Origin of the sequence: Dyadobacter frigoris (assembly GCF_005280585.1) — a bacterium.
Classification (GTDB): domain Bacteria; phylum Bacteroidota; class Bacteroidia; order Cytophagales; family Spirosomataceae; genus Dyadobacter; species Dyadobacter frigoris.
In genome coordinates, this window is record NZ_SZVO01000001.1 from 639,579 (window position 1) to 664,634 (window position 25,056).

General features: G+C 40.3%; 20 protein-coding genes and 1 riboswitch. Of the genes, 6 read left to right on the top strand and 14 right to left on the bottom strand.

The window, feature by feature from the left end:
• Positions 1-2: 2 nt before the first annotated feature.
• From FDK13_RS02925 to FDK13_RS02950, 6 genes are all read right to left on the bottom strand, one after another.
• Positions 3-1,070 (bottom strand): FecCD family ABC transporter permease, encoded by a 1,068-nt coding sequence (locus tag FDK13_RS02925; RefSeq protein ID WP_137338470.1) that lies wholly within the window; start codon positions 1,068-1,070, stop codon positions 3-5.
• A 46-nt stretch (positions 1,071-1,116) separates the two neighbouring features.
• Positions 1,117-2,358 carry an ABC transporter substrate-binding protein gene (locus FDK13_RS02930; RefSeq protein ID WP_137338471.1) on the bottom strand — a complete coding sequence of 414 codons (1,242 nt, stop codon included), beginning with the start codon at positions 2,356-2,358 and terminating at the stop codon, positions 1,117-1,119.
• A 30-nt stretch (positions 2,359-2,388) separates the two neighbouring features.
• A riboswitch (cobalamin riboswitch) is annotated at positions 2,389-2,681 on the bottom strand.
• Between the two features lie 69 nt (positions 2,682-2,750).
• Positions 2,751-3,686, bottom strand: a complete 936-nt coding sequence (cbiB, locus tag FDK13_RS02935; RefSeq protein ID WP_137338472.1) for an adenosylcobinamide-phosphate synthase CbiB — start codon at positions 3,684-3,686, stop codon at positions 2,751-2,753.
• Positions 3,671-4,687, bottom strand: a complete 1,017-nt coding sequence (locus FDK13_RS02940) for a threonine-phosphate decarboxylase (protein WP_137338473.1) — start codon at positions 4,685-4,687, stop codon at positions 3,671-3,673. The genes cbiB and FDK13_RS02940 overlap by 16 nt, the downstream gene beginning before the upstream one ends.
• Positions 4,688-4,698: 11 nt before the next feature.
• The gene (locus tag FDK13_RS02945) at positions 4,699-6,177 is read right to left on the bottom strand and encodes a cobyric acid synthase (RefSeq protein WP_220417311.1); all 1,479 of its coding nucleotides are present in this window, start codon (positions 6,175-6,177) and stop codon (positions 4,699-4,701) included.
• A 237-nt stretch (positions 6,178-6,414) separates the two neighbouring features.
• Positions 6,415-8,358, bottom strand: coding sequence for a magnesium chelatase subunit D family protein (locus FDK13_RS02950; protein WP_137338474.1), 1,944 nt, complete (start codon positions 8,356-8,358; stop codon positions 6,415-6,417).
• 303 nt (positions 8,359-8,661) lie between these two features.
• Here FDK13_RS02950 and FDK13_RS02955 point away from each other — a divergent pair, with 303 nt between their 5' ends.
• The 6 genes from FDK13_RS02955 to pdeM all read left to right on the top strand — a co-directional run bounded on the left by FDK13_RS02955 (position 8,662) and on the right by pdeM (position 15,610).
• Complete coding sequence (locus tag FDK13_RS02955; RefSeq protein WP_137338475.1) at positions 8,662-9,759, top strand: ligase-associated DNA damage response exonuclease; 1,098 nt, start codon at positions 8,662-8,664, stop codon at positions 9,757-9,759.
• A gap of 30 nt (positions 9,760-9,789) precedes the next feature.
• The gene (locus tag FDK13_RS02960) at positions 9,790-11,388 is read left to right on the top strand and encodes an ATP-dependent DNA ligase (RefSeq protein WP_137338476.1); all 1,599 of its coding nucleotides are present in this window, start codon (positions 9,790-9,792) and stop codon (positions 11,386-11,388) included.
• A 143-nt stretch (positions 11,389-11,531) separates the two neighbouring features.
• The gene (locus FDK13_RS02965; RefSeq protein ID WP_137338477.1) at positions 11,532-11,768 is read left to right on the top strand and encodes a DUF433 domain-containing protein; all 237 of its coding nucleotides are present in this window, start codon (positions 11,532-11,534) and stop codon (positions 11,766-11,768) included.
• Positions 11,768-12,118, top strand: a complete 351-nt coding sequence (locus FDK13_RS02970) for a DUF5615 family PIN-like protein (protein WP_137338478.1) — start codon at positions 11,768-11,770, stop codon at positions 12,116-12,118. Before FDK13_RS02965 ends, FDK13_RS02970 begins: the two co-directional genes overlap by 1 nt.
• A gap of 398 nt (positions 12,119-12,516) precedes the next feature.
• The gene (locus FDK13_RS02975; protein WP_137338479.1) at positions 12,517-14,979 is read left to right on the top strand and encodes a ligase-associated DNA damage response DEXH box helicase; all 2,463 of its coding nucleotides are present in this window, start codon (positions 12,517-12,519) and stop codon (positions 14,977-14,979) included.
• Positions 14,969-15,610, top strand: coding sequence for a ligase-associated DNA damage response endonuclease PdeM (gene pdeM / locus FDK13_RS02980; RefSeq protein ID WP_137338480.1), 642 nt, complete (start codon positions 14,969-14,971; stop codon positions 15,608-15,610). Before FDK13_RS02975 ends, pdeM begins: the two co-directional genes overlap by 11 nt.
• A 454-nt stretch (positions 15,611-16,064) precedes the next feature.
• Here the strand turns inward: pdeM and FDK13_RS02985 are convergent, their stop codons facing one another.
• The 8 genes from FDK13_RS02985 to FDK13_RS03020 all read right to left on the bottom strand — a co-directional run bounded on the left by FDK13_RS02985 (position 16,065) and on the right by FDK13_RS03020 (position 24,917).
• Positions 16,065-16,862 (bottom strand): TIGR03915 family putative DNA repair protein, encoded by a 798-nt coding sequence (locus FDK13_RS02985; RefSeq protein ID WP_137338481.1) that lies wholly within the window; start codon positions 16,860-16,862, stop codon positions 16,065-16,067.
• Positions 16,831-18,090: a putative DNA modification/repair radical SAM protein gene (locus tag FDK13_RS02990; protein WP_137338482.1), complete on the bottom strand. Its 1,260-nt coding sequence runs from the start codon at positions 18,088-18,090 to the stop codon at positions 16,831-16,833. Before FDK13_RS02990 ends, FDK13_RS02985 begins: the two co-directional genes overlap by 32 nt.
• Positions 18,091-18,203: 113 nt before the next feature.
• Positions 18,204-19,097, bottom strand: coding sequence for an alpha/beta hydrolase (locus FDK13_RS02995; RefSeq protein WP_170982698.1), 894 nt, complete (start codon positions 19,095-19,097; stop codon positions 18,204-18,206).
• 141 nt (positions 19,098-19,238) lie between these two features.
• Complete coding sequence (locus FDK13_RS03000) at positions 19,239-19,463, bottom strand: CDGSH iron-sulfur domain-containing protein (RefSeq protein WP_137338484.1); 225 nt, start codon at positions 19,461-19,463, stop codon at positions 19,239-19,241.
• A gap of 128 nt (positions 19,464-19,591) precedes the next feature.
• A complete protein-coding gene (locus FDK13_RS03005; protein WP_137338485.1) occupies positions 19,592-21,562 on the bottom strand; it encodes a response regulator in 1,971 nt (656 codons plus the stop codon).
• 30 nt (positions 21,563-21,592) lie between these two features.
• Positions 21,593-22,000, bottom strand: coding sequence for a response regulator (locus FDK13_RS03010; RefSeq protein WP_229215877.1), 408 nt, complete (start codon positions 21,998-22,000; stop codon positions 21,593-21,595).
• 89 nt (positions 22,001-22,089) lie between these two features.
• Complete coding sequence (locus FDK13_RS03015; protein WP_137338486.1) at positions 22,090-23,781, bottom strand: PAS domain-containing sensor histidine kinase; 1,692 nt, start codon at positions 23,779-23,781, stop codon at positions 22,090-22,092.
• Positions 23,782-23,792: 11 nt separating this feature from the next.
• Positions 23,793-24,917: an FIST signal transduction protein gene (locus FDK13_RS03020; RefSeq protein WP_137338487.1), complete on the bottom strand. Its 1,125-nt coding sequence runs from the start codon at positions 24,915-24,917 to the stop codon at positions 23,793-23,795.
• Between the last annotated feature and the right edge of the window lie 139 nt (positions 24,918-25,056).

A 25,056-nucleotide genomic window follows, 5' to 3' on the forward strand; every position in this document is an offset into this window, starting at 1 on the left:
GTTCATGAGAAAGAAGAACGTAAATTATTACGACTGACAATTACCCAAATCACGACCGGAGCGCCTAATAGTGATGTTACTACATTGATTGGCAGAACGGTTTGTGTTCCCGGCATTTGTGAAATAATATCACAAATCAGCATCAGCACCGTGCCGACCAGACAACAACAAGGAATTAAAATCCGATGATCCGAAGTTCCCAAAAGTGATCGGGTGATATGTGGAATGGCAATACCAACAAAACCGATTGGACCGCAAAAAGCAGTGATACTCCCGGTAAGTAAACTGGTGCTGGCCATGATAATGAAGCGGGTTTTCCCAACCGTCAAGCCCATACTACGCGCATAATTTTCTCCTAATAACATGGCATTTAATGCTTTGGAAGAGGAAAAAGCGATGAGCAAACCAACAGCCACAACGCCGGAAAGTACGTATAAATGATATTGAACAATGCCACCAAGTGAGCCGAAAGTCCAGAGAATATATTCCTGCAACTGTTCCGGCTGACTAAAATATTGCCAGATACTGATCACCGAGACCGTAATGGTCCCAACCATGACACCGACAATCAATAAAATAACATTATCTTTAATCCGTCCGGCGATCAACAAAACCATGGACAAAACCAATGCGGCACCTAGCGAAGCCATCACTACAATGAGCCAACTTCCGGAAACCCCTAATTGGCGGATTGCATAAATACTTGCCGTGCTGCCGCTCGTCAGCATAACGGCTGCAACGCCCAATCCTGCTCCGGCCGTGATACCCAGTTCAGAAGGGCCAGCCAAAGGATTGCGAAATAAAGTCTGCATTTGAAGCCCGCTGACAGATAATCCGCAGCCGACAATGACGGCCGTAATTGCTTTTGGTAATCGTATTTTTTCAACAATAAATAACCAGGCAGTCGTATCCGATTCTCCTGAAAAGACAATTTTTGCCACTTCCCCAAACGGAATGCTTACCGATCCCAGCATGATATCAAGCATAAAGAAAAGCACAGCCAAAAGTACCAAACCAATAACAATTAGCCTACGGGAATTGGAAGAAGATTGAGAAATAGTTTGCATCATTGGTATTTAAATCAGCCAAAAAGTTCGAGCGCTATGAGCCGACAGCCTAATTCACCTGCTTATAATAAACCAACTCATACTCCGGCAGCAATTCCGGATGCAGAATTTTAATCAAATCCGACAAAACAATTTGCGGATTTACAGCGCCCGATTCCCAATAATCATTAGAGCCGCGGCTGTTTACGCGTTTATTATAACTGTAAATCTGTCCGGATTTATACGCTTTGAAATCGGTGTAACGAGGGTCTTTGGCAAGAATTTCTTTTTTGTTATCGTAGTTGCTGATCCCGACATTCAGCCAATAATCCGCCGTCAGTGCGATCGGATAAACAGCTTCAAAATTTAAGGCTAAACTTCCCGTCGCTTTGGTATTATTCCAATGATAATCGGCGCCGGCATCCCGGAAGAACTGTGCCATATAACTATTTCCATTTGGGACAAACCAGGAGTCTTTGGAATTCATACCGGTGATGATACTCGGTTTTGCCTTCACTTTTTGGGATAATACAGCAAGACGCCTATATTCTTCTTCCATTTTGGCAAATTTCTTATTGACAAAATCTTCCCGGTTTAGGAGCGCTGCTAAGAGTTTAACCCATTCAGCGCGGCCCAAAGGTGTTGTTTCAACCCACTCGGAATTAATCAAAACAGGAATTCCGGCGGCGTTCAAAGTAGTATAACGCTCCATTTTGGAAACCGGACTGCCTGTGGTCATGATCAGATCCGGGTGCATGGTAATCAGTTTTTCTTCATTCAATCCCTGGTCTTTTCCAACTTCGGCAATTTTACCTGCCTCGATTTGTTTGATGATCTCAGGATTAGAAACGTACTTCAAATTGCCAAGTCCGGTTACAATTTTTTCTTCCCCCAAAAGTCCAACCAAACCAACATGCATCGATGACATTGCGACCAGACTACGAATTGGAATTTCAATAAACTGGCTATTGGGATATCCTTTCGGCTTTTTTGTGCCGCGTTGCAGCAATACATACTTGGCCGTATCCGTGCTTTTTTCAAATGGGCTTAAAATATTGATGACCTTATAGTTATCGTGGTATTCGATGGTAAATCCTTTGGCATGATGAATCTGGATCTTTTCAGAAAAATAATCTTTTCCGGAAGAAGCCGTTTCCGCACTTTCTGTAAGATTGGAAGAAGTACCGCAGCCTGCTAAAAATAGCAGTGGGATAAAAAATAAAGCCACAAACTGAGCGGCTGTAATAAAATTGGGAATGCGCGCAAAGTCATTGCGAACTTCCAAAAAGGAGGTTTTCTGTTTTTGTGTCATTTGTGATACAAGCCTTTCTTCCGAAAGCTTTGCGTATTAAGTGATAAGGCAGGTCTTCTGACTTGTTCCATTTCCTCTGACGCCTTCCCGGTTTAATTTTGAATGAGGGAATGTTAGAATGAGTGAATGGGAGTGAGCCAGATTTTGGAGCGTTCCATCATTCAAAATTCTATCATTCAATCATTGCCCCCAGTGGCTTTTTGTCATGAATGTTTTAATGAACTTACAGCAGCGGAGACTGTTCCGGACTTGCACCGGTATTCCCTTTTAAAGTAACCTGATTTTTTCAAATCCGGAATACTACCCTGATAAGTGCAAAACTACTAAGATTTGCGTCGGGTTGGTGATTTGTTGGAATAATTCTAACTGGCATTTTACAAGTGAAAGAATAATCAGCCGAGCAGAGAATAAAAAACAACGATCATCAAAATCATTAAAAAACAGGTTTTCTGATTAATCCATGTTACCTCCCGAATCTCACCAGGCTCAATAATCCGATCATTTTCCCCAATAAAAGGTTTGTCAACCCATTTTCCATGATATACATTTGGACCTCCAAAACGACAATCCAGAATTCCAGCCAAGGCGGATTCGGGGTATCCTGAGTTTAGACTTTTATGCCGGTTCCCATATTTAAATACAAATTGTAAACCACGATAATTTGCTGTCAGAATCACCATTAGCAACGCTGTAATACGTGCAGGGATGAAATTCGCGACATCATCCAGTCGGGCGGCAAATTTTCCGAATTGTTCGTACTTATCGCTGCGGTAACCAATCATAGAATCCATGGTATTGATCATTTTATAAACCATCATAGCCGGAACGCCGCCGATCGCATAGAAAAATAAGGGCGCAATTACACCGTCGCTGAGATTTTCGGACATGGTTTCAAAAACCGCTATACGGATTTGCCGGGCGGTTAATTGAGACGTATCCCGGCCAACGATACGTGACAATTGTTTTCGGCCTGCTTCCAATCCTTCTTTTTCCAAGACTAAAAATACATTTCGCCCTTCTGAAATTAATGCATTATTCGCTAACCCATACCAGACCCAGATGCTGTTGACGGCAATGAAAAGCCATGCGTTAACGGTTAAAAGGATTTCATTTAAGAAATAAAAAAGAGAAAAAGTGAGTAGACATAAGCCAATTGCGAGCAACATACCTTTCAAAAAACGGGACGAATTTTTATTGAAAATTTTATCGCCTGCTGCAATGGCATTTCCGAATACACGAATGGGATGCGGCCAGTTGTCAGGATCACCGATAATCAAATCGAGAATATAACCGAAAACCAAAGGAGCGATTATTAGTAATTTCTCCATTCCTCTAGGGCTTCAATTAATAAATTATTCTTTTCCGGCGATAGGGTAGCTATCCGGAAATGTTGTTTTGTTAAATCTCTGAAATTACTCGCGTCACGAATTAAAAGTCCATATTTTTCGATCAGGAATTGTTTGAGTTCCGCTGCGTCACCTTTCAATGTCTCTGCCAGGAAGAAATGCGTAGTACTTTTATGGATTTTCGATGCAGGGTTTTGGCTTAGTTTTTGAGCAAATCTTTCTTTTTCCATCAACAGATTTTTTAAAGGAATTTGAATTTGCTCGTAATTTTCAAAAATGAATTTCCCGGCTTGCAGCGCCATCGTGTTCACTGTCCACGGTTGTTTGATACTTTTCAATTTCGAAATTAAATCTCCCGAAGCGACAATATAACCCAAACGTAACCCCGGAATTGCATAAGCTTTTGTAAGCGAATGCATAATCAACAAGTTTGGATACTGATTGATTAAAGGGATGGAAGAATTGATTTGCTCTGTAAAATCGATAAAAGCTTCATCAACGACAAAAAGTGTTTTCGGATTTTGCTGCACCCAATTTTCAAGCTGAGGAAATGTTTCTCCTGTAGGATTATTGGGATTACAAATGAAAACCAGATCAGTTGACAACGCAGGTAATTCCTGGATTTTGGACCAGGGTAAAAATGCTAAATCGTGATGATACAATTTGCATGCATCTTCATACTCAGCAAAATCGGGTGTAACAATTGTCGTTCTTTTCCCTGAAAAAGCCTGCGCGATCAGATAAATGCTTTCGGTTGTTCCGCTGTTGATTAAAACCTGATCGGAATTTAGTTTATGATGAGACGCCACCATTTCACTCAAACTTTCAGCCATTACTTCCGGATAACGATTAATCGTTGACCATTGGCTGAAAATATATTCTTTCAAACCCGACGGTTCCCCTCCATACCAGACATTGGTACTGAAATCTGCAATGATTTTATTGGAATAACGGTACGAATCGTCTCCGTGGCCTTGTAACATAGGTTTTCTTTTTATTCCAGACTGTTATAAATCATTTCCATATCCACATTCGCGCGAATATGATCTGCCAGTCGGTCGTATTGTAATTCTTTAAATTGTTGGTAGTCGAAAGTTTCGGAAGTTTTTTCTATTGAAAAACTGGCCAGTAAATCATCGATCACCACGGCATTATCTAAAATTCCATGGAGATAACTACCCCAGCAATTTTCATTTAAAAAGTAGCCATCAGGTTTCCCGTTTGATAAAATAGTAACCGGAGAATTGAAATCAGAAGTCGTTTCACCCATATGAATTTCATATCCTGTACAAATCTCCGGATTTTCGCGATAACTGAACTGCTGCTGCGCTGTGGTTTTTACTGGTTTTAAAACCGTTTTTATAGGAAGCAAACCAAGTCCGGGCATCGATTCCTGCGAACCCTCCACGTGATCAGGATCTTCAATGAGGTCTCCCATCATTTGATAACCACCACAGATTCCAATGACTTTTTTTTCATTTTTATAGGCTTTAATAATCGCTGCGGCAGCGCCATTGTTCTTAATCGTCAATAAATCGTCAAGCGTATTTTTACTTCCGGGAATGATGATAATATCGGCTTTTGCAATTTCTTCAGGTTGCGAAGTATAAAATAAATGCACACGCGGATCTTTTTCCAACCTGTCGAAATCTGTAAAATTGGATAGACGTTTTAATAAAATGACAGCTATGTTTATTTTCCCTTCGGTCGTTGTATTGAATTTATTTTGAAGCGAAACCGAGTCCTCTTCTTCAATATGGATGTCTTTGAAAAAAGGCAGAACACCAACAACAGGAACGCCGGTTAACGCTTCCAGCATTTTCTTTCCATCTTCAAAAAGTCGTGAATCGCCGCGGAATTTGTTGACGATAATTCCTTTGATACACTGGCGTTCTTCTGGTGTCAACAAAGCTATTGTACCATAAACACTCCCGAAAATTCCGCCACGGTCAATATCTCCGATCAGATAGGTCGCAGCTCCAGCGTGAAGCGCCATCCGCAGGTTTGTGATATCTCTTTTTTTTAAGTTTAATTCAGAAATGCTGCCGGCTCCTTCCATAACAATAGGAGCATAACGGGCAGAAAGTCTGTCATAAGCTTGTGTTACGGATTGAAATAATTCCTTCCGGTCGGTGGTTTTGAAATATTCAAAGGCAGATTGGTTTCCAACAGGTTTTCCATTTAATATTACCTGAGAAGATTGGTCGTTGGTAGGTTTCAATAAAACCGGATTCATATCGGTATGACAAGGAATACAGGCTGCTTCCGCCTGCACGGCTTGTGCTCTTCCGAGCTCCAAACCTTCCGGTGTGACGTAGCTGTTCAAGGACATATTCTGTGCTTTGAACGGCGCCGGATGGTAACCATCTTGTTTGAAAATTCTGCAAAATCCTGCACAAATCACACTTTTGCCAACATCGGAAGCGGTACCAACGAACATGATTGGTTTTATGAGCGTGCGGTAGGTTGACATTGTGTTTAGAAATTCTTGTAAATTTAATTTTATTGGCAAAATAATAGTTTTCCATTAGGAATCAATCCCAACGGGATGATAGTATTATAGTTATGGGACGGCTAGAGGCAAAGTCTTAACCCAGAATGGGTGGCAGATTCTATATGAAAATTTCTTGTCAACTCATATGCCACCCGTTCCGGGTTAAATTAGTTCGGTTTGGCTCATTTCTAAAATTCTGTCATCCCTTCGGGATTTCTAATTAACAATTCTACCAGAAATAGTAATCGTGATATTCTCCGAAGAAAGTTCTTCAAGCGATAAACATTCTGCGCCCATTATCTTCGCCATTTCGGCAGCTCTTCCAAAACGGACGTAATCGTTTTCCGTATCGAGCACCAAAGCGGGAATATTGGATTGGAATAATTGACCCGATAATTGTAATGTTTGCCGCCAGGCATCGCCACCTCCCGGAAGCGGCACATTGGCTTTTCCATCGCTGAGAATAACTAAAAGCGGCTTCAAATCTTTATCAGGACTTAATTTACTGATCACTTGAATCGCCAGTTGCAATGCATGAGGCAAAGGCGTTCTTCCGCCTGTTGGCAAATTTTGCATGGCTTTTTCAGCTTGCTCAACACTATAAGTGGGTTCCAAAAGTAATTGCGCTTCCACGCCACGAAAGGAAATTACGCCGACCATATCTCTTCTTTGGTAAGCATCAGTAAGCAAACTCAGCACACTTCCTTTCACCGCTTCCATCCGGCTGCTGGCAGCCATGGATCCCGAAGCATCGACAACAAAAAGAATCAAATTTCCTGTTTTTCCTTTTCGCACCTTTTGATGCAGATCATTTCGTGTAATCTGAAAATCATCCTGATTACGAATTAAGGCAGATTGTACTGTGGTCATAACCGAAATATCAGTTGGAGATTGATCCGGAATTGCTCTTAATTCAGGCCCACGATTCGTATTAATTGCCTGACTTCTCCGGCCTTCCGGCATTTGATGGGAAACAGGATTTAAATCAACTTTAAAATTAGGAGTTTCTTTTTGAGGTGTTACACCGAATACCTGTTCTTGTTTTGTAGAAGGTGATTCCTGATTATTTGTGTCGTCGTCATCAGGCAAAAGACTCTTAATCTGTGGCTCTTCCTCTTTTTTCGATTCAGGTTGATTTTTCTCTTGCGGCTGATTTTTTTGCTCGGGTTGTTCCTGCTGCATTAATTCATCCAGCCTGTTGTCACCCTTGCTGTTTACTTCAAACGGTTTTTTACGCTGCCTATGAATTAATGCCAGTTCGGCGGCCTGGCGAACGTCATCGGCTGTAACCGTAGTTCGTTTATCCAAAGCTGCCAAGGTAATTGCCGTTTTATACATCACAATATCAGCCCGCAAACTCGTCACATTTAATTCGGTACAAAGCTGGCTGATCAGAATCAGCAAACCATCAGGTAAAACAACAGATGGTAATAATAGCTGAGCCGTTTTGATTTTGTTTTGCAAATTTTTCTGAGCAACAGCCCATTGAGTAGCAAATGCTTTCGGATTATTTTCAAAATGTATTCGTCTGCGTACAACTTCCGTTCTTTCCGGTACATCCCGCGGCGCTTCCACATCAACCATCAAACCAAAACGGTCCAGAAATTGCGGACGAAGATTGCCTTCTTCCGGGTTCATAGTACCAATCAAAGTAAACTTTGCCGGATGACTTTCAGAAAGTCCGTCGCGCTGGATTGTATTAACGCCCATGGCTGCAACATCCAACAAAACATCCACCAGATGATCAGGAAGGAGATTCACTTCATCAATGTATAAAATCCCACGGTGAGCGGTTGCCAATAATCCGGGTTGTAATCTTTTCTTTTTTTCGGATAAAATACCTTCCAGATCCAGGCTTCCCAGCACACGATCTTCGGTTGCGCCGAGCGGAAGATTAACAAAAGGGACTGGAATTTCTTCACTATTAACAGGACATTCTCCGCAAATATCCTGCGAATTATTCTCCTGAATCGTTAGCTGAAAGGTTTCATTTTTAGGAATTAGCGGCATTATTTCAGCCAATCCTCTTGCAGCAGTACTTTTTGCCGTACCTTTTTCTCCTCTGATCAATAAACCTCCAATCAACGGATTGATTGCGCATAACAACAAGGCACGCTTTAATTTTTCCTGTCCAACCAAGGCTGCAAAAGGATATTTCATAGAGAAGAACAATTAAAATTAATTTCCCCATGTGGTAAGGGATCGGTAAAATTAGGGAAAGAAACGCAGAGTTGGCGGAGTTTTGCGCAGTGTTACATGGAGTATTATTTTAGCTCAATTAATTCTGCGATTTAACTTCAGTTTAGATATAATTCAGCATCAAGTAATAAAACGCAGAAATAAAGAGATTTTGCGGAGTGTTACAAGAGCAATATTTTAACTCATTTAACCCAGCGCGTAAACTCCTTTCCCTCTGCGTTTAAATGCTTTTAATATTGGCATACTTTTATTGAAATCCGTTTTATGGCGACACAATCACTCTTACAATTCACTGGCAAAAGCATTTACTGTTCCCAGGCCGATGCCCACATCGATCCCTGGATACCTGTGGATCGTGCGATCATTACACATGCCCATAGTGATCACGCGCGTTGGGGAAGTAAACATTATCTGGCCCACAAGGATAGTGAGCCTATATTAAGGCTTCGTCTTGGCCCGCATATTTCTTTACAGACGGTTGAATACGGTGAAAAATTTGTGATTAATGGGGTCGTTTTTTCATTGCATCCTGCCGGACATATTATCGGTTCTGCACAGGTTCGGGTGGAATACAAAGGGGAAGTCTGGGTAGCCAGCGGTGATTATAAACTGGAAGATGATAACTTCTGTGTGCCTTTTGAACCGGTAAAGTGTAACGTTTTTATTACAGAATCTACCTTCGGATTGCCGATCTACAAATGGCAGCCGCAGCAAGAAATTTATTCGGAGATTGATAACTGGTTTGCGCAAAACAGACTTGAAGATAAAGCCAGTATCTTGATGGGTTATTCATTGGGGAAAATGCAGCGGATTTTGAAAGGAATTCAATTGCCTGATGCGCCCATATATGCGCACGGAGCTATTTACACACTTAACGATACGCTTAGACATGCTGGACATAATTTGCCAGAGCTCACTTTGGTAACCAAAGAAACGGATAAAAAACGCTTTCGCGGATCATTGGTTCTAGCCCCTCCGTCGGTTGATAGCAGTACCTGGATACGGAAATTTAATCCTTATTCTCTTGGGTACTGTTCGGGATGGATGGCTTTGCGCGGAGCGAAAAACCGTCGTGCCGTCGACCAGGGATTTATATTGAGTGATCATGTGGATTGGCCGGATTTGAATACTGCGGTCATAGAATCCGGAGCTGAAAAGGTGTATGTCACGCATGGTTATACCAGTATTTTTTCACGTTGGCTGAATGAGAATGGGATCGAAGCGGGAGAGGTGACGACTATGTATGGAAATGAAGAGGAAACAGAGGACAGGGCGACGGGTAACGGGCCGGAAGCAGAAGGAATTGAAAATAACAAAGACTTATCGCCAATTCCTGATGATCCCGATCTGAAACTAAGCTAATTCCAAACCGCTAAAAGCCAATCGCTAACAATGAAACAATTCGCTGAACTTTTCATGAATCTGGACCGGACCAACAAGACCAATGCAAAGGTTGAGTTGATGAAAAACTATTTTCTGACCGCGCCAGATGAAGATAAAATGTGGGCGCTGACTTTGTTTACAGGTCGCCGACCGTCGTTTAAAGTGAACAGAACACAAGTGAAAGAATGGGCGGCTGCGGAAGCCAATATTCCGATGTGGCTTTTTCAGGAAAGTTATCAAAGTGTAGGAGATTTGGGAGAAACGATTTCGCTGATCTTGCCAAGAAATGGATCTGATGATTCTGATAAGTCATTATCTGAGTGGTTTTATTATCTGGGATTATTACCCAAAATGACCGATGAAGAAAAACATGATCATATTCTTCAGGCCTGGTCTCAGCTATCGCAGCACGAAACATTTGTTTTTAATAAGTTATTAATGGGAAGTTTTCGGATTGGCGTTTCACAGACGCTGGTTGTTAGGGCTTTGGCAGAGGCAACTTCTACCGATTCCAATGTGATCGCTCACCGCGTTATGGGTCAATGGAATCCGCTGGAAACTACATTTGAAAAACTGATTTTGGATAAAGGAGAAAATGACAATGCTTCAAGACCTTATCCATTTTTCCTGGCTTATCCGATTGAGGGCGATGTTTCCAATTTGGGAAATCCGGAGGATTGGTTTGTTGAGTGGAAATGGGACGGTATCCGTTCCCAGATTATTTATAGAAACAACGAATTATTTATCTGGACCCGGGGCGAAGAATTGTCCACAGATAAATTTCCGGAATTACATTTCCTTACTTCTGTCCTGCCAAACGGTACTGTTCTGGATGGTGAGATCGTAAGTTATTTTGATAATAAGCCGATGCCTTTCAATGTTTTACAAACCCGGATTGGCCGGAAAAATCTTTCTAAAAAGGTATTGGAAGAAGCCCCGGTTGCTTTTATCGCTTATGATATTATGGAAGCAAACGGTGTAGATATAAGGAATTTAAGCCAAATGCAGAGAAGGACGCAACTGGAAGAAATTCATAAGAACATGGCTGTGCAGTCTGTTTTCAATCTTTCTCCTTTGGTCAAATTTGAGGAATGGAGCGAGTTACAAGATCTGCATCCAACTTCCCGCGAAAATATTGCGGAAGGTTTTATGATCAAAAGAAAAAGCGGCACGTATCAGGTCGGACGAAAAAAAGGCGACTGGTGGAAATGGAAAATTGATCCGCTAAGTGTGGACGCCGTTTTGATCTATGCCCAAAAAGGAGCGGGTAGAAGAGCTGAACTTTTCACCGATTACACTTTTGCGGTTTGGGGTGAAGATGGGAAGCTAATCCCTTTTGCAAAAGCTTATTCAGGATTAACGGATGTAGAAATTGGTCAGGTTGATTATTTTATTAAACGAAATGTTTTGGAAAAATTCGGTCCGGTCAGAACTGTTAAGCCTGAGCTGGTTTTTGAAATTGGTTTTGAAGGGATTAATGAATCAACACGGCACAAATCTGGAATTGCGGTTCGGTTTCCCAGGATATTGAGGTGGCGGAAGGATAAGAAAGCTGCTGAGGCGGATACTTTGGAGAGTTTGAAAGGGATTTTGGAGATATATAAGTGAAGTGAATTAAGGTATCAAGTATGTAAATGTAATATTTGATATTAAATTTACATACTTACAACCTACATTTAAGCGCTTTTTGATTAGGACGTTACGTTTATCCAAATGATTCTTATTTTTGTAAACTACTGAAACAGTTTGATATGGAAAATAACTTTGATCGCATTGTCATTGATGAGGCAATTTGTAATGGCAAGCCAATCATTCGTGGTTATAGGATTACTGTCAAAACAATCCTCGAATATTTGGCGGCCGGAGAAACGCATGAAAACATTCTGGAAGCTTATCCTTTTTTAGAGGAAGATGATATTACGGCGTGCATTCAATTTGCGGCGCGAGCCATGGACAGCGAGCACCATTCATTGATTTCGGCTGCTTAATGAAATCATATCGGTTTTTAATTGATGTGAATCTTCCCAAGAATTTTGGCTTTTTCAATTCCAACGATTTTGAATTTGTGATCGATATTAACGGAAAATGGCCGGATAAGGATATTTGGGAGTATGCGAGACAAAATCAACTGGTGATTGTAACAAAGGATTCCGACTTTTATCATCGGTCCCTCTTAAATCAAGACGATGTCAAAGTGATTTATTTGAAATTGGGGAATCTTCTTCTTCGCGATCTTCATATCTATTTTATCAAAAACTGGGATGCAATTATAAGCCATTTAGATGATTCTAAAATGATAATTGCTTATCAAACTTCGATTGAAACAATTGTCTTGTGACTTACATAGGTAACGATGGAATAAAAGAAGATTAAGTTAGGAGTTCGTTGTTATGAAGAGCCCAAACTACATAAGTGTCAAGCAAATACGCCATCAAATATAATCTTTTAAGTCATCGACGGCATCATTGAACTTCTTCCATAAATGTTATTAAGACTTTTGCTTTTTTTGTTAAAGGAGGATTTTATGTCAAAATCACCTGACCATTTTCATAAACGCCTTCAATAGTAGTTAGCATAGTTTTTACATTTAGTCTTTAACAAACTTACCTATTTCAAAGATTTAATTGATAATTTAGAAAATGAGTAATATAACGACATTCAGGAATGAAATTTGATAAAAAAATTATATCGTAAAAATTCTGATTATCAAATAATACTATTTCAACAACTATCTCTTTGACGAAATCCCGCGGACATATCGCTGTTGAGCAGTGGTTTAAATATAAAAACTGGAAATGGGCGGCTTTTCAAAAGGAGGCTTCTGCGGCTTATCTTTCCGGGAAAAGTGGTTTGGTAAATGCACCAACAGGAAGCGGAAAAACCTATTCATTGTGGATTCCTTTTTTGATTCGATACATAAATTCTTTACCCAAAAATCCCGGAAAACGAAGCAAAGGTTTACAGATTTTGTGGATTACGCCTCTTCGCGCATTGTCAAAAGATCTTTTCCGGAATATGGAAATAGCTGTTCTGGAAATGAATCTTACCTTGCGGATCGGCGTACGTTCCGGAGACACCAGTACAAAGGAAAGAGCCAGTCAAAAGAAGCAAATGCCGGAAGCTCTGCTGATCACGCCGGAGAGTCTGCATCTTTTATTTGCACAAAAAGATAGCTCCGAAACTTTTAAAAACCTGCATACGATTGTTGTCGATGAATGGCATGAATTGATGGGAAGTAAGCGAGGTACCCAAACGGAGTTAGCTATCGCCCGATTACGAACTATTAATCCGGATCTTCAGACCTGGGGGATTTCAGCAACCATCGGCAATCTGGAAGAAGCGAAACAGGTTTTGGTCGGGATGGATTCTGCGGAGGAAGATACCGTGATCATCAAAGCAAAAACACAGAAAAAAATTCTTGTTGAAAGTATTCTGCCTGAAAAAGTGGAGACACTTCCCTGGGCTGGTTATATGGGCACGAGGCTTATTGACTACGTAGTTGATATCGTCCGAAAAAGTAAAACAACTTTACTTTTTACAAATACTCGTTCACAAACGGAAATCTGGTATCGTATCATTATCGAAAAATATCCGGAATTCGCTGGAATTATGGCGCTTCACCACGCTTCTCTGGATCGGGAAATCCGGGATTGGGTGGAAGAATCCTTACATGCGGAAAAATTGAAACTGGTTATTTGTACGGCAAGTTTGGATCTGGGTGTTGATTTTCGTCCGGTGGACACGGTAATTCAAGTCGGCAGTCCGAAAAGTATCGCGAGGTTTATTCAGCGTGCTGGCCGAAGCGGTCATCAGCCGGGCGCAGCCAGTAAGATTTATTTTTGCCCGACCAATGCTCTGGAACTTATTGAAGCCGTTTCCTTGCGTGATGGTGTTGAAAAGCAAATCATTGAGGATCGTCCGCCTGTCATTCAGGCCTTTGATGTTTTGGCGCAATGGATGATCACACTTGCCGTCGGTGAAGGTTTTGACGAAAAACAATTATTTGATGAGGTCAGAAATTGTTACGGTTATCAGTTCATAAATCGTGAAGAGTGGGAGTGGCTTTTGGGTTACATTACAACCGGAAGTCCGTCGCTGGTGGTTTATGATGAATATAAAAAGGTCGAAAGAATCGACGGACTTTATAAAGTGACAAGCCAACGGATTGCGCACCGGCATATGCTTAGTATGGGTACCATCGTTTCTGAAACATCGCTGAAAGTGAAGCTTCAACATGGACGATATTTAGGGTCTGTCGAAGAATCTTTCGTGACTAGGATGAAAGCAGGAGATGTTTTTGTCTTTGCCGGCATGAGTGTGGAGTTTATCCGAATTCATGAAATGACGGTAACCGTCAAAAAGGCAGAGGGCAAAAGAGGATTTTTGGTACGATGGGCGGGAGGAAGAATGCCGTTATCTTCTCAATTATCAGCTTTTATTCGTGAGAGATTATCCAATGCGATTGAAAATCCGAATAAGGAGAAAGAACTATCCAAATTAAAACCGCTTCTGGAATTACAGCAAGAACGTTCAATGATCCCAAATACCAGTGAATTATTGATTGAACAATGTGAAACCCGGGAAGGGCACCATATCTTTATTTTTCCATTCGAAGGCAGATTAGTGCACGAGGGAATGTCGATTATTCTGGCGTATCGGATCAGTAAATTATCACCGATCACTTTCTCGGTTGCGATGAATGATTACGGTTTTGAACTGCTAAGCGATCAGTACGTGGACATGGGAAAAATTATGAAGGAACTTGATTTATTTTCGACGGCTCATTTGGTTGACGACATTTATCAAAGCGTTAACGCGACGGAAATGGCGAAGAGAAAATTCAGGGAAATTGCTGCGATTGCGGGATTAATGTTTCAGGGTTATCCGGGAAAATATATGAAAACCGAACAAGTTCAGGCTTCGAGTTCGCTTTTGTTTACGGTGATGACGAAGTATGAAAAAAATAATTTGCTGGTCAATCAGGCTTACCAGGAGGTTCTGACTTATCAATTGGAGGAAGTCAGGATGCGAAAGGCGCTGGACCGGATTGCGACACAAAAAATTATTATCAAAAAAACGGAAAAGCCAACACCTTTTTCGTTTCCTATTATGGTAGACCGGTTAAGGGAGCAGCTGACTTCTGAAAAATTGGAAGACCGGATACAAAAAATGCTCAAACAGTATAGTGATGCGGATTGAAATACGGAATAACCACTTTGATTTATTAACACAAAAGGCGATTTTTTGGCAGGAAAAAGAAACACTTCTCATCGGAGATCTGCATTTAGGGAAAATTACTCATTTCAGAAAAGAGGGAATTGCAATTCCTCAAATTGCGGCTGAAAATAATTTCGAAAGACTTGACGAATTACTCCAAAATACGCGTCCGGTACGTATTATTTTCCTTGGAGATCTTTTTCATAACAAATACAATTCAGAATGGGAAACTTTCGCGGAATGGAGAAAGAAATATCACTTTGTTGAAATGATCATTGTGATTGGTAATCATGATGTTTTACCAATAAGTTTGTTTTTGGAAAACAATATTGATGTTTATAAAAATGATTTTGAAGAGGATGATTTCATCTTCACACACCATCCGAAAGTGGAATTGGACCCGTTGAAATTTGTTTTTGCCGGGCATATTCATCCTGTATTTACGTCGTATGGAAAAGGGCGGCAGAGTTTCCGGTTACCTTGTTTTGTTGTAGATAAACACCAGGCGATTTTGCCAAGTTTTGGCGTTTTTACGGGTGGATTTGGGGTGGATTTGGTAGCGGGGAGGAAGATTTATATGTTGACGGAGGAGCGGATTTTTGCGGTTGGGTAATGAATGGCATTGTTAAGTAATTATGTCACCCGTTCCGGGTTGTCCGCCCGAAAGGCATTTCGTGATTTCTATAATAATGTCATCGCTTCGGGATTTGGGTTTCCGACACTTGGAGCCTTTTCTAAAATAATAACATCGTACCGGATTAGGTATGAATAATTGAATTATTTGAACAACGGGATTTTTTTCTTCCAAAATTTAATTTGGGCTACAAACCCGAAGGGTTGGCATTATTGTAGAAAGTCATATAACTAAGCGACCCGCCAAACCCCGAAAGGGTGATATATGAGATTATTGACAATCTAGATTCGAGAAAAAAATGGAAAGATATGGAATCTGATTCCACATTTTTCCATTTTTTTCTTAACTTAAACTTATAATAGATCGAATTGTCAAAACAAAGATATTACAGTTAGTCAGTGTTTTTAAATCAATTGCTATTATTAGCAGAAAGTCACTTCTTCTCAATCAAATGCTTCCAATATCTCTTCGGCAGATGCTGCACATGCAGCTTGATGTTCCGTCGCGAAGGAATATTCACATTTTTGAAATAATTCTTCCATAACTCCTGATACAAGGTTTCCGAATCATGAAAAACATCTTTCACAGCTGTTTTTGCTCCCGCTTCATTGGAGAAATTTAACGTGATTTCTTCTACATTATCCTGGTCATAATAAATTCCGTATTTCCGTCGGATATCATAGATCAGCCAATTTTGATCCGCGTAACGCTGAGCAAAATGTTCGTTCAAAAGAGGAATAACATTAAAATCCGGCTCAATTCCTGCGTAGTACAAATCATCTGCCGTGCGCTGGAATCTGACAAACGCTTCCATTCTATGTTTTTCCCGGTACACCATCTTCGACGTTTGATTTACTTTCAAAACATCAGGATTTCCATACGCCAGATGCGGTGAATCAAAACCGGAAAAATAAAATTTGATGCAGGAAAATATCGTGAATTCTATTCCCGGAATTTCAGATAAATAACAGCGATAAAGTTGAATACAATTTTCTTTCGGAACTTCCCTTTTCAGCCCAAGCCAAACTCTTTGTGCTTTCGCTTCATCGGTCACAACAACAACTTTTTCAGCAAAAAAATCCGACTGACTTTCGCGATCAATAACTGAAAAGCAGGAAACATTCCATTTTTTTGAATAAGCGTCGAAAACCGCGGTCAATAAGCCATACCAGGTTCCATCGTAAAAAACGTTGACAGGTTTATCCGAAAAGATTATATTGCTGACCTCCATTGGAAAGGAATTTACTTCTGGATTCGTTGAGGATGAACTGCCGGATTTTGGTTTCTGTATAATCCTTTCGGTCAGTTATCGGACTGTTGCAGATTATAAAATATTTCGCCCTGTTAAGCGCGATTCCGATTTTTTTAAGATGATCCCACCCCAATTTATTAAACTGACGTGCCCCAACGATTTTTTGTGCGGATTGCACGCCAATTCCCGGTACACGAAGAATAAGCTGCAAGTCGGCTGTATTGACATCGACCGGAAAAAAAGCCATATTTCTAAGCGCCCAGCTAAGTTTTGGATCAATTTCAGGATCAAGATTTGGGAACTGATCGTTCAATAATTCCTGCACATGAAACCCGTAAAACCGCATGAGCCAATCCGTTTGGTATAACCGGTTTTCTCTCAAAACAGGAACCGCACTTCCTAAACCGGGCAGCCGGTTGTCGTTACTGATTGGCACATAACCGGAATAATAAACCCGTTTCAAATTAAATCCCTTATAGAATTTATTTGCTGTGTGCATGATATCTTTATCCGATTCACCACTGGCACCAATGATCATTTGCGTGCTTTGTCCGGCGGGTGCAAAAAGCGGAGCCGACTTAAATATTTTCGATTCTTCTTTGGTCCGGATAATCTCCTTTTTCAAGTAAGTCATCGGCTCAATCATATCCTTGATATTTTTATCTGGTGCCAATAATTTCAGTCCGCTTTCCGTCGGAATTTCAATATTAACGCTAAGCCGGTCTGCCCACAAACCAGCCTCATGCATAAGTTCATCACTTGCGCCGGGGATTGTTTTGAGATGAATATAGCCGTTGAATTTATTTTCTGTGCGAAGCTTTTTGGCTACTGAAACAAGCCTTTCCATCGTGTAATCGGCATTTTTAAAAATGCCCGAACTCAGGAAAAGTCCTTCAATATAATTTCTGCGGTAAAAATTCATGGTCAGATCGACCACTTCCTGAACCGTGAATGCGGCTCGTTTGATATCATTACTTTTGCGGGTAACGCAATAAGCGCAGTCGAAAATACAGTGATTGGTAAGCAGGATTTTTAAGAGCGAAACGCAGCGGCCATCTTCTGTGTAAGTGTGACAAATTCCGCTTCCCGTTGCTTCCCCTAATCCTTTGTTGTGATTGGTGCGTTTACTTCCACTGGATGAACACGATACGTCGTACTTGGCCGCATCAGCAAGAATTTCAAGCTTCTCATGAAGTCTTTCCGACATATCAATGTTCTAACGTTTGTTGATGATACTAATAGTATCACAAAGATAGTAAAAAATTGATACTGAAATAAACTTTAACTCGAAATTATTTATAGAATTAGAAAGTATTTGAATCAGTTTTTGACAATACTTCCTTTGCTGTCAACACTTTCCATGAAATGATGAATTTGACTATATCGCTTATTCCAGGGATTGAAAAACTGCGTAATCATAGGAATGTGTTTTTTGCCCTTTAAAATTTCATAGGCAGTTTCGGGGGCAAATTCCTGCATGGCTTTAATAAATTTTTCATTGCTTGAAACAATCGAAGGATACGTTTTTCCGCCTCTGAAAATTGTTATAGGAGGCATTACTTTGTGTAAATGATAAAGTGGCGAAGCGTCTTTCCAGACTTTTTGATCTGTTGTAAATGTTTTGAGATAGGTATTGTCGTTCGAAAACTTTTCTTCCAGTAAATAACCATACATATCCAAACCTGCCGCATCAATCAGGATCAGTCCTTTGATAGGATTAGCCATTTCCAATTTTTGAAAATATTGATCGTCAATAGAAATAAGCGCGGCCAGTTGTCCACCGGCTGAATGTCCTGAAATAAATATGCGTTCAGGATTTCCGCCATAATTCTGAATATTTTCCTTAACCCATTTCACCGATTTTGCCGAATACTCAGCCATTTCCTTATAAGTTGCGACTGGACTTAGCGGATAGTCGATGATGACGTAAACAATATCTTTTTTCGTCCAGTTACGTCCGATCAGACTATACTGAGATTTTTTTCCTGAATTCCAGTTCCCGCCATGGATAAAGATCAAAACATCTTTTGGCGATTTGGGTTTGTTTGGTTCGAAGATATTGAGTTGCTGATCAGGAATTTTGCCGGAAGCTTTGGCATAAATTATATTTTTGTGAGCTTTGCTTCCCAAAAAAGAGCACCCTGAAAGCGTTAACAGAAAAGCTCCGAATAAAATGAATATAATAATGATACTGACACGTGTTTGCGAATTCACAGATCGTTTTATTTAGGTTTTATTTCAGATAACATACGTCAAACATACATGAATGGATTAAGTTGTATCAAAAACAAGTACAAACAAAAAATCCACTGGCTTTTGAAAACCAGTGGATTTGGAATAGAATTTTTTTAAGCCCTAAACTTTCTTCGGGGGCAAATTAAATGCAACAGCATTATGCTCGAAATGTCCTTTGTGAGAACCGTCACAGAATGGTTTGTTGGCAGAAAGTCCGCAGCGGCATATTGAAACCACAGTTCTTCCTTCCAATCCGTACACGTTTCCCTGCGCATCTACGATTTCAAAATCTCCGTCAACTTTAAGAGATCCGTTGCTATTTACGGTAAGCTTTACTTTTGTCATGGTGAATAATTTTGCCCAAAGGTAGCAATCGCAATGGATGAAGAGGTACCGGTGAGCTAATTTAGCATCAGTACAAATCTAAGTTACCGTGATGGAAAATGTTTTTTTGTAGTGCCGGTAGAAATTTATTACAAGTTCAGAAGTTTCCCAATAACGGTAGTCAACTCATCAATTCTGAAAGGTTTCGTGATGAAATCCTGAAATTTACAGTCAATGATTTCCTGTGAAGTTTGTGCAAAAGTATCTGCGGTAAAAGCAACAACCGGAACTTTGGAAAGATGCGGGAAAGAGTTCCGGATGGCTTTCATGGTGGTAACACCATCCATCACAGGCATTTGCAAGTCCATCAGAATCAGGTCAAAATTGCGTAATTGCAAAGTTTCCAATACTTCCTGTCCGTTATCGCAAATGACAAAGTCTGCCTCCCACCTTTTAAGTAAATGTTTGAGCAAAAGCTGATTGGCAAGAATATCTTCGGCAACAATAACGCTGTAACCTTTAAGGGAAAAAGGAATATTTGTGTCCAATATATCCCGGGCTGGAACAGAATTTCCTTTTCGGAAAGTCAGCTTAACGCAAAAAGTACTGCCGGTGCCAAGCTCACTCTCTGCAGTAATTTCTCCCTGCATCAGTTCCGTAATTTTCCGGGTAATACTCAAACCCAGTCCGGTTCCGCCAAAAAATTTGGTCGCATCATTGTTGTGCGCTTGTGAAAAACTGTCAAAAATCAGGCTCAATTTATCATTGGATATCCCAATTCCGGAATCTTTGACACATATTTTTAAATCTACTTTATCAGAATATTCTTTTTCAACCAGGATGGAGATATTGACATAACCTTCCGAAGTAAATTTCAATGCATTTCCAATAAGGTTAACCATAATCTGATTCAAGCGATAAGCATCGCCGATCAGAATTGCCGGCATTTTGTCATCAATATCAAACGAAAGCCTGATTCCTTTTTCCTTGGCTTTAAATTCAAAAGTCCTGTACAAATGCCCGATTTTTTCCCGCAGGTCAAATTCGAAATCTTCAAGACTGAATTTTCCGGCTTCAATTTTAGAAAAATCTAAAATATCATTAAGTATAACCATCAGATTATCAGCTGAATATTTGATGGTGTTTAAGTATTGCAGATGTTCTTCCGGCAAATTGCTGGTCAACAATAAATCTGTAAATCCTATGATGGCATTCATAGGCGTACGGATTTCGTGGCTCATTGTTGATAAGAAATCAGACTTGATACGTGCCGCTTCTTCGGCGTCTTTTTTTGCTTGTATCAGTTCCTTTTCAACCAGTTTACGACTTGTTATATCAATAGCAGTTCCCAAAACTTCCAAAACTTCACCGTCATCGTTCCTCTTGAAAGGAACTTCCCGCGTGATGATCCAGACGTCGGATTCGTTTTTATGTTTCAGACGGAATTCTTTTTCAATTACCTCGCCGTCCTTTAAGTTGTGCCTGATATAATTATAATGTTTCCGGAAAGTAAGCAGATCCTGATGGTCAATGAGCCTGGAAAATGCAAAAACGTTTTCAGGAAGAGGTTCGTTATCATTATATCCTAATATTTCGCTGATTTGGTGATTATGGAAAATATTTGTCCAGTTTTCAATATCGATGACATAAATAATATTAGGTGAAAGCTGTGCTACTTTTTGAATAAATTCCTCTTTTTCTGCCAGTTCTTTCTGCGCAACTTCCCGTTCTTTTTCTACCTCGAACATCTGGCTCATGGTATGGAAAGTCTTCGTCAGTTTTTCTGCGTTGATTTCGGCTTTTGGAAAATATTCCATAGCACCCGCTTTCATCATTTCCACTGCAATCCGTTCATCGCCCTGAGAAGTCAAAACAATAACGGGAAGCTTTGGCGCAATCTTTTTTATCTTTTTCAGTAATTCCAGGCCATTGGTTTTTGGGAGCTGATAATCAATAAAAATGCAGGTAGGTATCCAGGATTCCAAGGTCAAAATGGCCTCTTCGGCATATTTACATATACGCATTTCCTGAATTTCAACATTACATTTCCGGATGGCACGTTTGAATTCCATCGCGTCAATATCATCGTCTTCTACCAAAAGCAGATTTAAGGGGGTCATAACATTTTGAAAAGAAGTGGGCTTGCAGGCTTACTCAGGGTACTCGCAAAGGGTCCAGTAGCTTTTCAAAGTAGACACTGCCGAGATAAAGCGGTCCATTGATAAAGGTTTCAGGATATAACCGGCTACGTTGAGGTTAAAGGCGTCAATTTTATCGCCATCTTCATTGGAAGTTGTCATGACAAAAACGGATAAGGAACTTAGCTCCGGATCCTGTCTGATTTCCTTAAGAAATTCAATTCCTCCCATCCTTGGCATATTAAGATCCAGAAGAACAATTCTTGGTTTTGGAGCATCTGTTGCTGTGGACCGAAGAACTTCCAGGGCTTCAACACCATTATGGGCAATCACGAGTGGATTTGAGATATTATTTTTTTTAAATGCTCGCTTCACATTCATGATATCTACTTCGTCATCTTCAACAAGTAAGATTGTCATGGGGATTGGATTTGAAATGGACATTTGTAAAGATTGTTATAATTAATGACTTTTTATTACTAATAAATAGAGGGTTACTCAAATTAATTCTATATTTTTTCGATCTCGGCTCTTTCAATAACCGGCCAGGTAAAAAAGAATGTAGTTGATTCTTTCATAGTAGATTGGATACGGATCTTTGCTCCTTTTTCATCCATGATCTTTTTAACAATGGCAAGTCCTACACCTGTACTTTCGACTTCATCTCTGGATTGCAGGGTCTGGAAAATAACGAATATTTTTTCATGAAACTCAGGACTGATTCCGGGTCCATTATCTCTTACAAAAAATTCTACGCCTTCATCTCCATCTTTCCAGCCAATTGTGATTTTGATTTCCTCTTTGTCGTTGTACTTAATCCCGTTAGAAATCAGGTTTTGCATGATCTGTCCCAACGTTATTTTTTCAGAAAGCAACTCCTTTTTGGGATCGCCCTCAAAGATGAATTCGATAGGTTTCTTTGAGCTAAAAGTATCACAAAGATCATCAACCAATGATTTAACCAGAAATCTTTCTTTAGTTGTTTTGATACGTCCGGCTCTGGAATAGGATAGAATCCCATTAATCAGGCTTTCCATCCTATGAACACGTCCACGTAAAAGTTTGAACTGATCCTTGGTATCGCCATCAAGATGATCCTCAATATCTTCTTCAATCCATTCAGATAAGTTATTGATTGCACGTAGCGGCGCCTTCAAATCGTGACTTACCACATAGGCAAACTGGTCAAGTTCAGCGTTGATCCTTTCCAGATCGCGCATGTACGATTTGAGTTTATTCTCCGCTTCCACCCGTTCAGTAATATCACGGATAAATGCCAGAACATAACCCTGGCCGTCAGTTTCATAATATTTTACACTCGATTCTACCGGATAAGTACTGCCATCTGTCTTTTTATGGACACCGGTAATGATCATTTTGGAAGTACTTTTCAAACTATTTACGTACTCTTCCCATCTTTGAGGATCTTCAAATATTTTTTCAACGCTGCTAATATGTGACCCGATTATTTCTTCCTGTTTTTTACCTAAACGGCGGGCCGCTTCGTGGTTAATGAAGAGTAGCTTTCCAGTGTCATCCGAAACCTGAACCGCCTCACTTGATTCATTAAACCATTCGACCATCCGGTTAATCTGCTCTTCCTGTGCTTTTCTGGAAGTAATATCACTGACCGTTCCAATAAATCCGATCACTTCTTCGTCAGAATCCAACTGTGCAGAAATAGAAATTTCGAGCCATTTTTCGGTTTTATCAGCCGTCGTTAATTTAAAAGTATCCTGAACTGATTTTATTTTTCCTGTAAACAGCGATTCCAGTCTGCTTTTTGAATCACTGTTGATCTGAAATTCAGCCCAGTTTTTATTTAAACTATCGGTTACTTTAAAGCCTGTTACCGTTTCCCAGGCGTTGTTAAGGTATATTATATTGCCTTCTTTATTGAGCTGAATAAGCACTTCCGAAATACTGTTGGCCACTTCTTCCAGTCTTCTGTTGGTAGAAGCCGCCTCTTCTGTTTTCTGATCGGCAATGCTGATCAGCTCCTTGTTGGCCTTAAATAATTCTGTCGAACTTTGTTCGAGTATATGTTCCACACGTGCGATATCATCCTGAAATTCAAGATAAGCCTGATTGACAGAATTAAGAAAATCCTGAAATTCAGGATTTTCAGCCAGTCCAGGTGGTAACGATTTCCTGATCTGGCGTTTTAAAAGACGGTGATAAGTAATTTCCGTTGTTTCCAATATTCGATGATTTATGATTCCCGGAAAGTGGTAATGGTCATAGTTTGATTATGAAGCTCACATTGAACATTCTGGTTAAAAGGCGCAATTTCTCCGTAAGAATAAAATCCTGTAATGAAAGGTTTGTCTAAAACCTCTGAAACGGACTCAACTTCCTCTTCCACAATCTGTTTTAACACAAGTTTTCTGCCGACGCAACTTACCAGCAAGGCAAATTCCGGAGATTTTTTATCGCCATTTTTAGCGGCAACGGCAGCTTCTTCCGCGCCGTTTATCAGTCTATCGGTGTTGGCTTTCATCAATCTTACGAAACTTCCTTGTGGAATGTCTCCTGCAAAAGTGAGGCTTTTGTCTTCTTCGCTAATACCAAGAATCGTTCTTACAACGGGAGCACGGTCTTCGCTGTCACGCATACTTAATGGAAACAAAAGTCCGGATGAGGGAAGGTCTTTTGCCCTATCGCCCAAAAACGATTTGTACAAATCCAGAGCAGGCTGACCATCAATCTCATACAATACGTTTTCTTTTGATTTTGTGACTAGTCTGTCCAAACCAAAACTGTCCCAGCCACCACGTGACCCGAAACCGATTTGCAGAGAATCGCCATAAAAACCGACCGCCGCGATACTTTCAGTAGCCACTGTTCCGTCAGGTTCAACAATTACTGTTTTAGAAAAATTGGGTCCGTCGCCGGCAAGCCCGCCTGTTAAGGTGACATTTTCCGGCAATTCATCAGCGATTCCTTTTACAAGATCAGTGCCGTTAACTTTTAAGCCATCCGAAACAACAAAAACGTGTTTGAGCCCTTCTTGTGGAAACTGCGAAACCAGTTTTTTGCCAATTTCAAAACTGTTATAATCTGAATCTTTCAATCCAGCTTTTGCTGACTGGATTTTTACATTCTCAAATTCAATGGCTGTAAAAATGATCGTTCCGTCACGGACTGATTCTCCGATGATTTCTCCTGCTGTGGAGCAGCCAGTCAGAATAGCATTTGGATATTTCCTGGCCAGTTCCTTAGTTAAGGTCTGATTTTCAATAAGTTCGCGGTGGCCAAACGCGAATATAAGTTGGGGATTTATTGTAAACGGTTTTACGGAGGCTTCGTCAGTGTAGACGAACTGTTCAATTTTCATAGTTGAGATAGGGCTTTTGAAAACCGGTTTGAGGATACAAGATAATGAAAGTTTCCGAGCAGTTGAGTAATTATCAGGAAGCAAAACCTGCCCTTGTTAAACGCCTGAGAAATATAAAATTGAAATGAATGTTACGATT

Coding starts and splice junctions, on each gene's coding strand:
- FDK13_RS02925 (WP_137338470.1), bottom strand. CDS start 1,070: ATGATGCAAACTATTTCTCAATCTTCTTCCAATTCCCGTAGGCTAATT.
- FDK13_RS02930 (WP_137338471.1), bottom strand. CDS start 2,358: ATGACACAAAAACAGAAAACCTCCTTTTTGGAAGTTCGCAATGACTTT.
- cbiB (WP_137338472.1), bottom strand. CDS start 3,686: ATGGAGAAATTACTAATAATCGCTCCTTTGGTTTTCGGTTATATTCTC.
- FDK13_RS02940 (WP_137338473.1), bottom strand. CDS start 4,687: ATGTTACAAGGCCACGGAGACGATTCGTACCGTTATTCCAATAAAATC.
- FDK13_RS02945 (WP_220417311.1), bottom strand. CDS start 6,177: ATGTCAACCTACCGCACGCTCATAAAACCAATCATGTTCGTTGGTACC.
- FDK13_RS02950 (WP_137338474.1), bottom strand. CDS start 8,358: ATGAAATATCCTTTTGCAGCCTTGGTTGGACAGGAAAAATTAAAGCGT.
- FDK13_RS02955 (WP_137338475.1), top strand. CDS start 8,662: ATGGCGACACAATCACTCTTACAATTCACTGGCAAAAGCATTTACTGT.
- FDK13_RS02960 (WP_137338476.1), top strand. CDS start 9,790: ATGAAACAATTCGCTGAACTTTTCATGAATCTGGACCGGACCAACAAG.
- FDK13_RS02965 (WP_137338477.1), top strand. CDS start 11,532: ATGGAAAATAACTTTGATCGCATTGTCATTGATGAGGCAATTTGTAAT.
- FDK13_RS02970 (WP_137338478.1), top strand. CDS start 11,768: ATGAAATCATATCGGTTTTTAATTGATGTGAATCTTCCCAAGAATTTT.
- pdeM (WP_137338480.1), top strand. CDS start 14,969: ATGCGGATTGAAATACGGAATAACCACTTTGATTTATTAACACAAAAG.
- FDK13_RS02985 (WP_137338481.1), bottom strand. CDS start 16,862: ATGGAGGTCAGCAATATAATCTTTTCGGATAAACCTGTCAACGTTTTT.
- FDK13_RS02990 (WP_137338482.1), bottom strand. CDS start 18,090: ATGTCGGAAAGACTTCATGAGAAGCTTGAAATTCTTGCTGATGCGGCC.
- FDK13_RS03000 (WP_137338484.1), bottom strand. CDS start 19,463: ATGACAAAAGTAAAGCTTACCGTAAATAGCAACGGATCTCTTAAAGTT.
- FDK13_RS03005 (WP_137338485.1), bottom strand. CDS start 21,562: ATGACCCCCTTAAATCTGCTTTTGGTAGAAGACGATGATATTGACGCG.
- FDK13_RS03010 (WP_229215877.1), bottom strand. CDS start 22,000: ATGACAATCTTACTTGTTGAAGATGACGAAGTAGATATCATGAATGTG.
- FDK13_RS03020 (WP_137338487.1), bottom strand. CDS start 24,917: ATGAAAATTGAACAGTTCGTCTACACTGACGAAGCCTCCGTAAAACCG.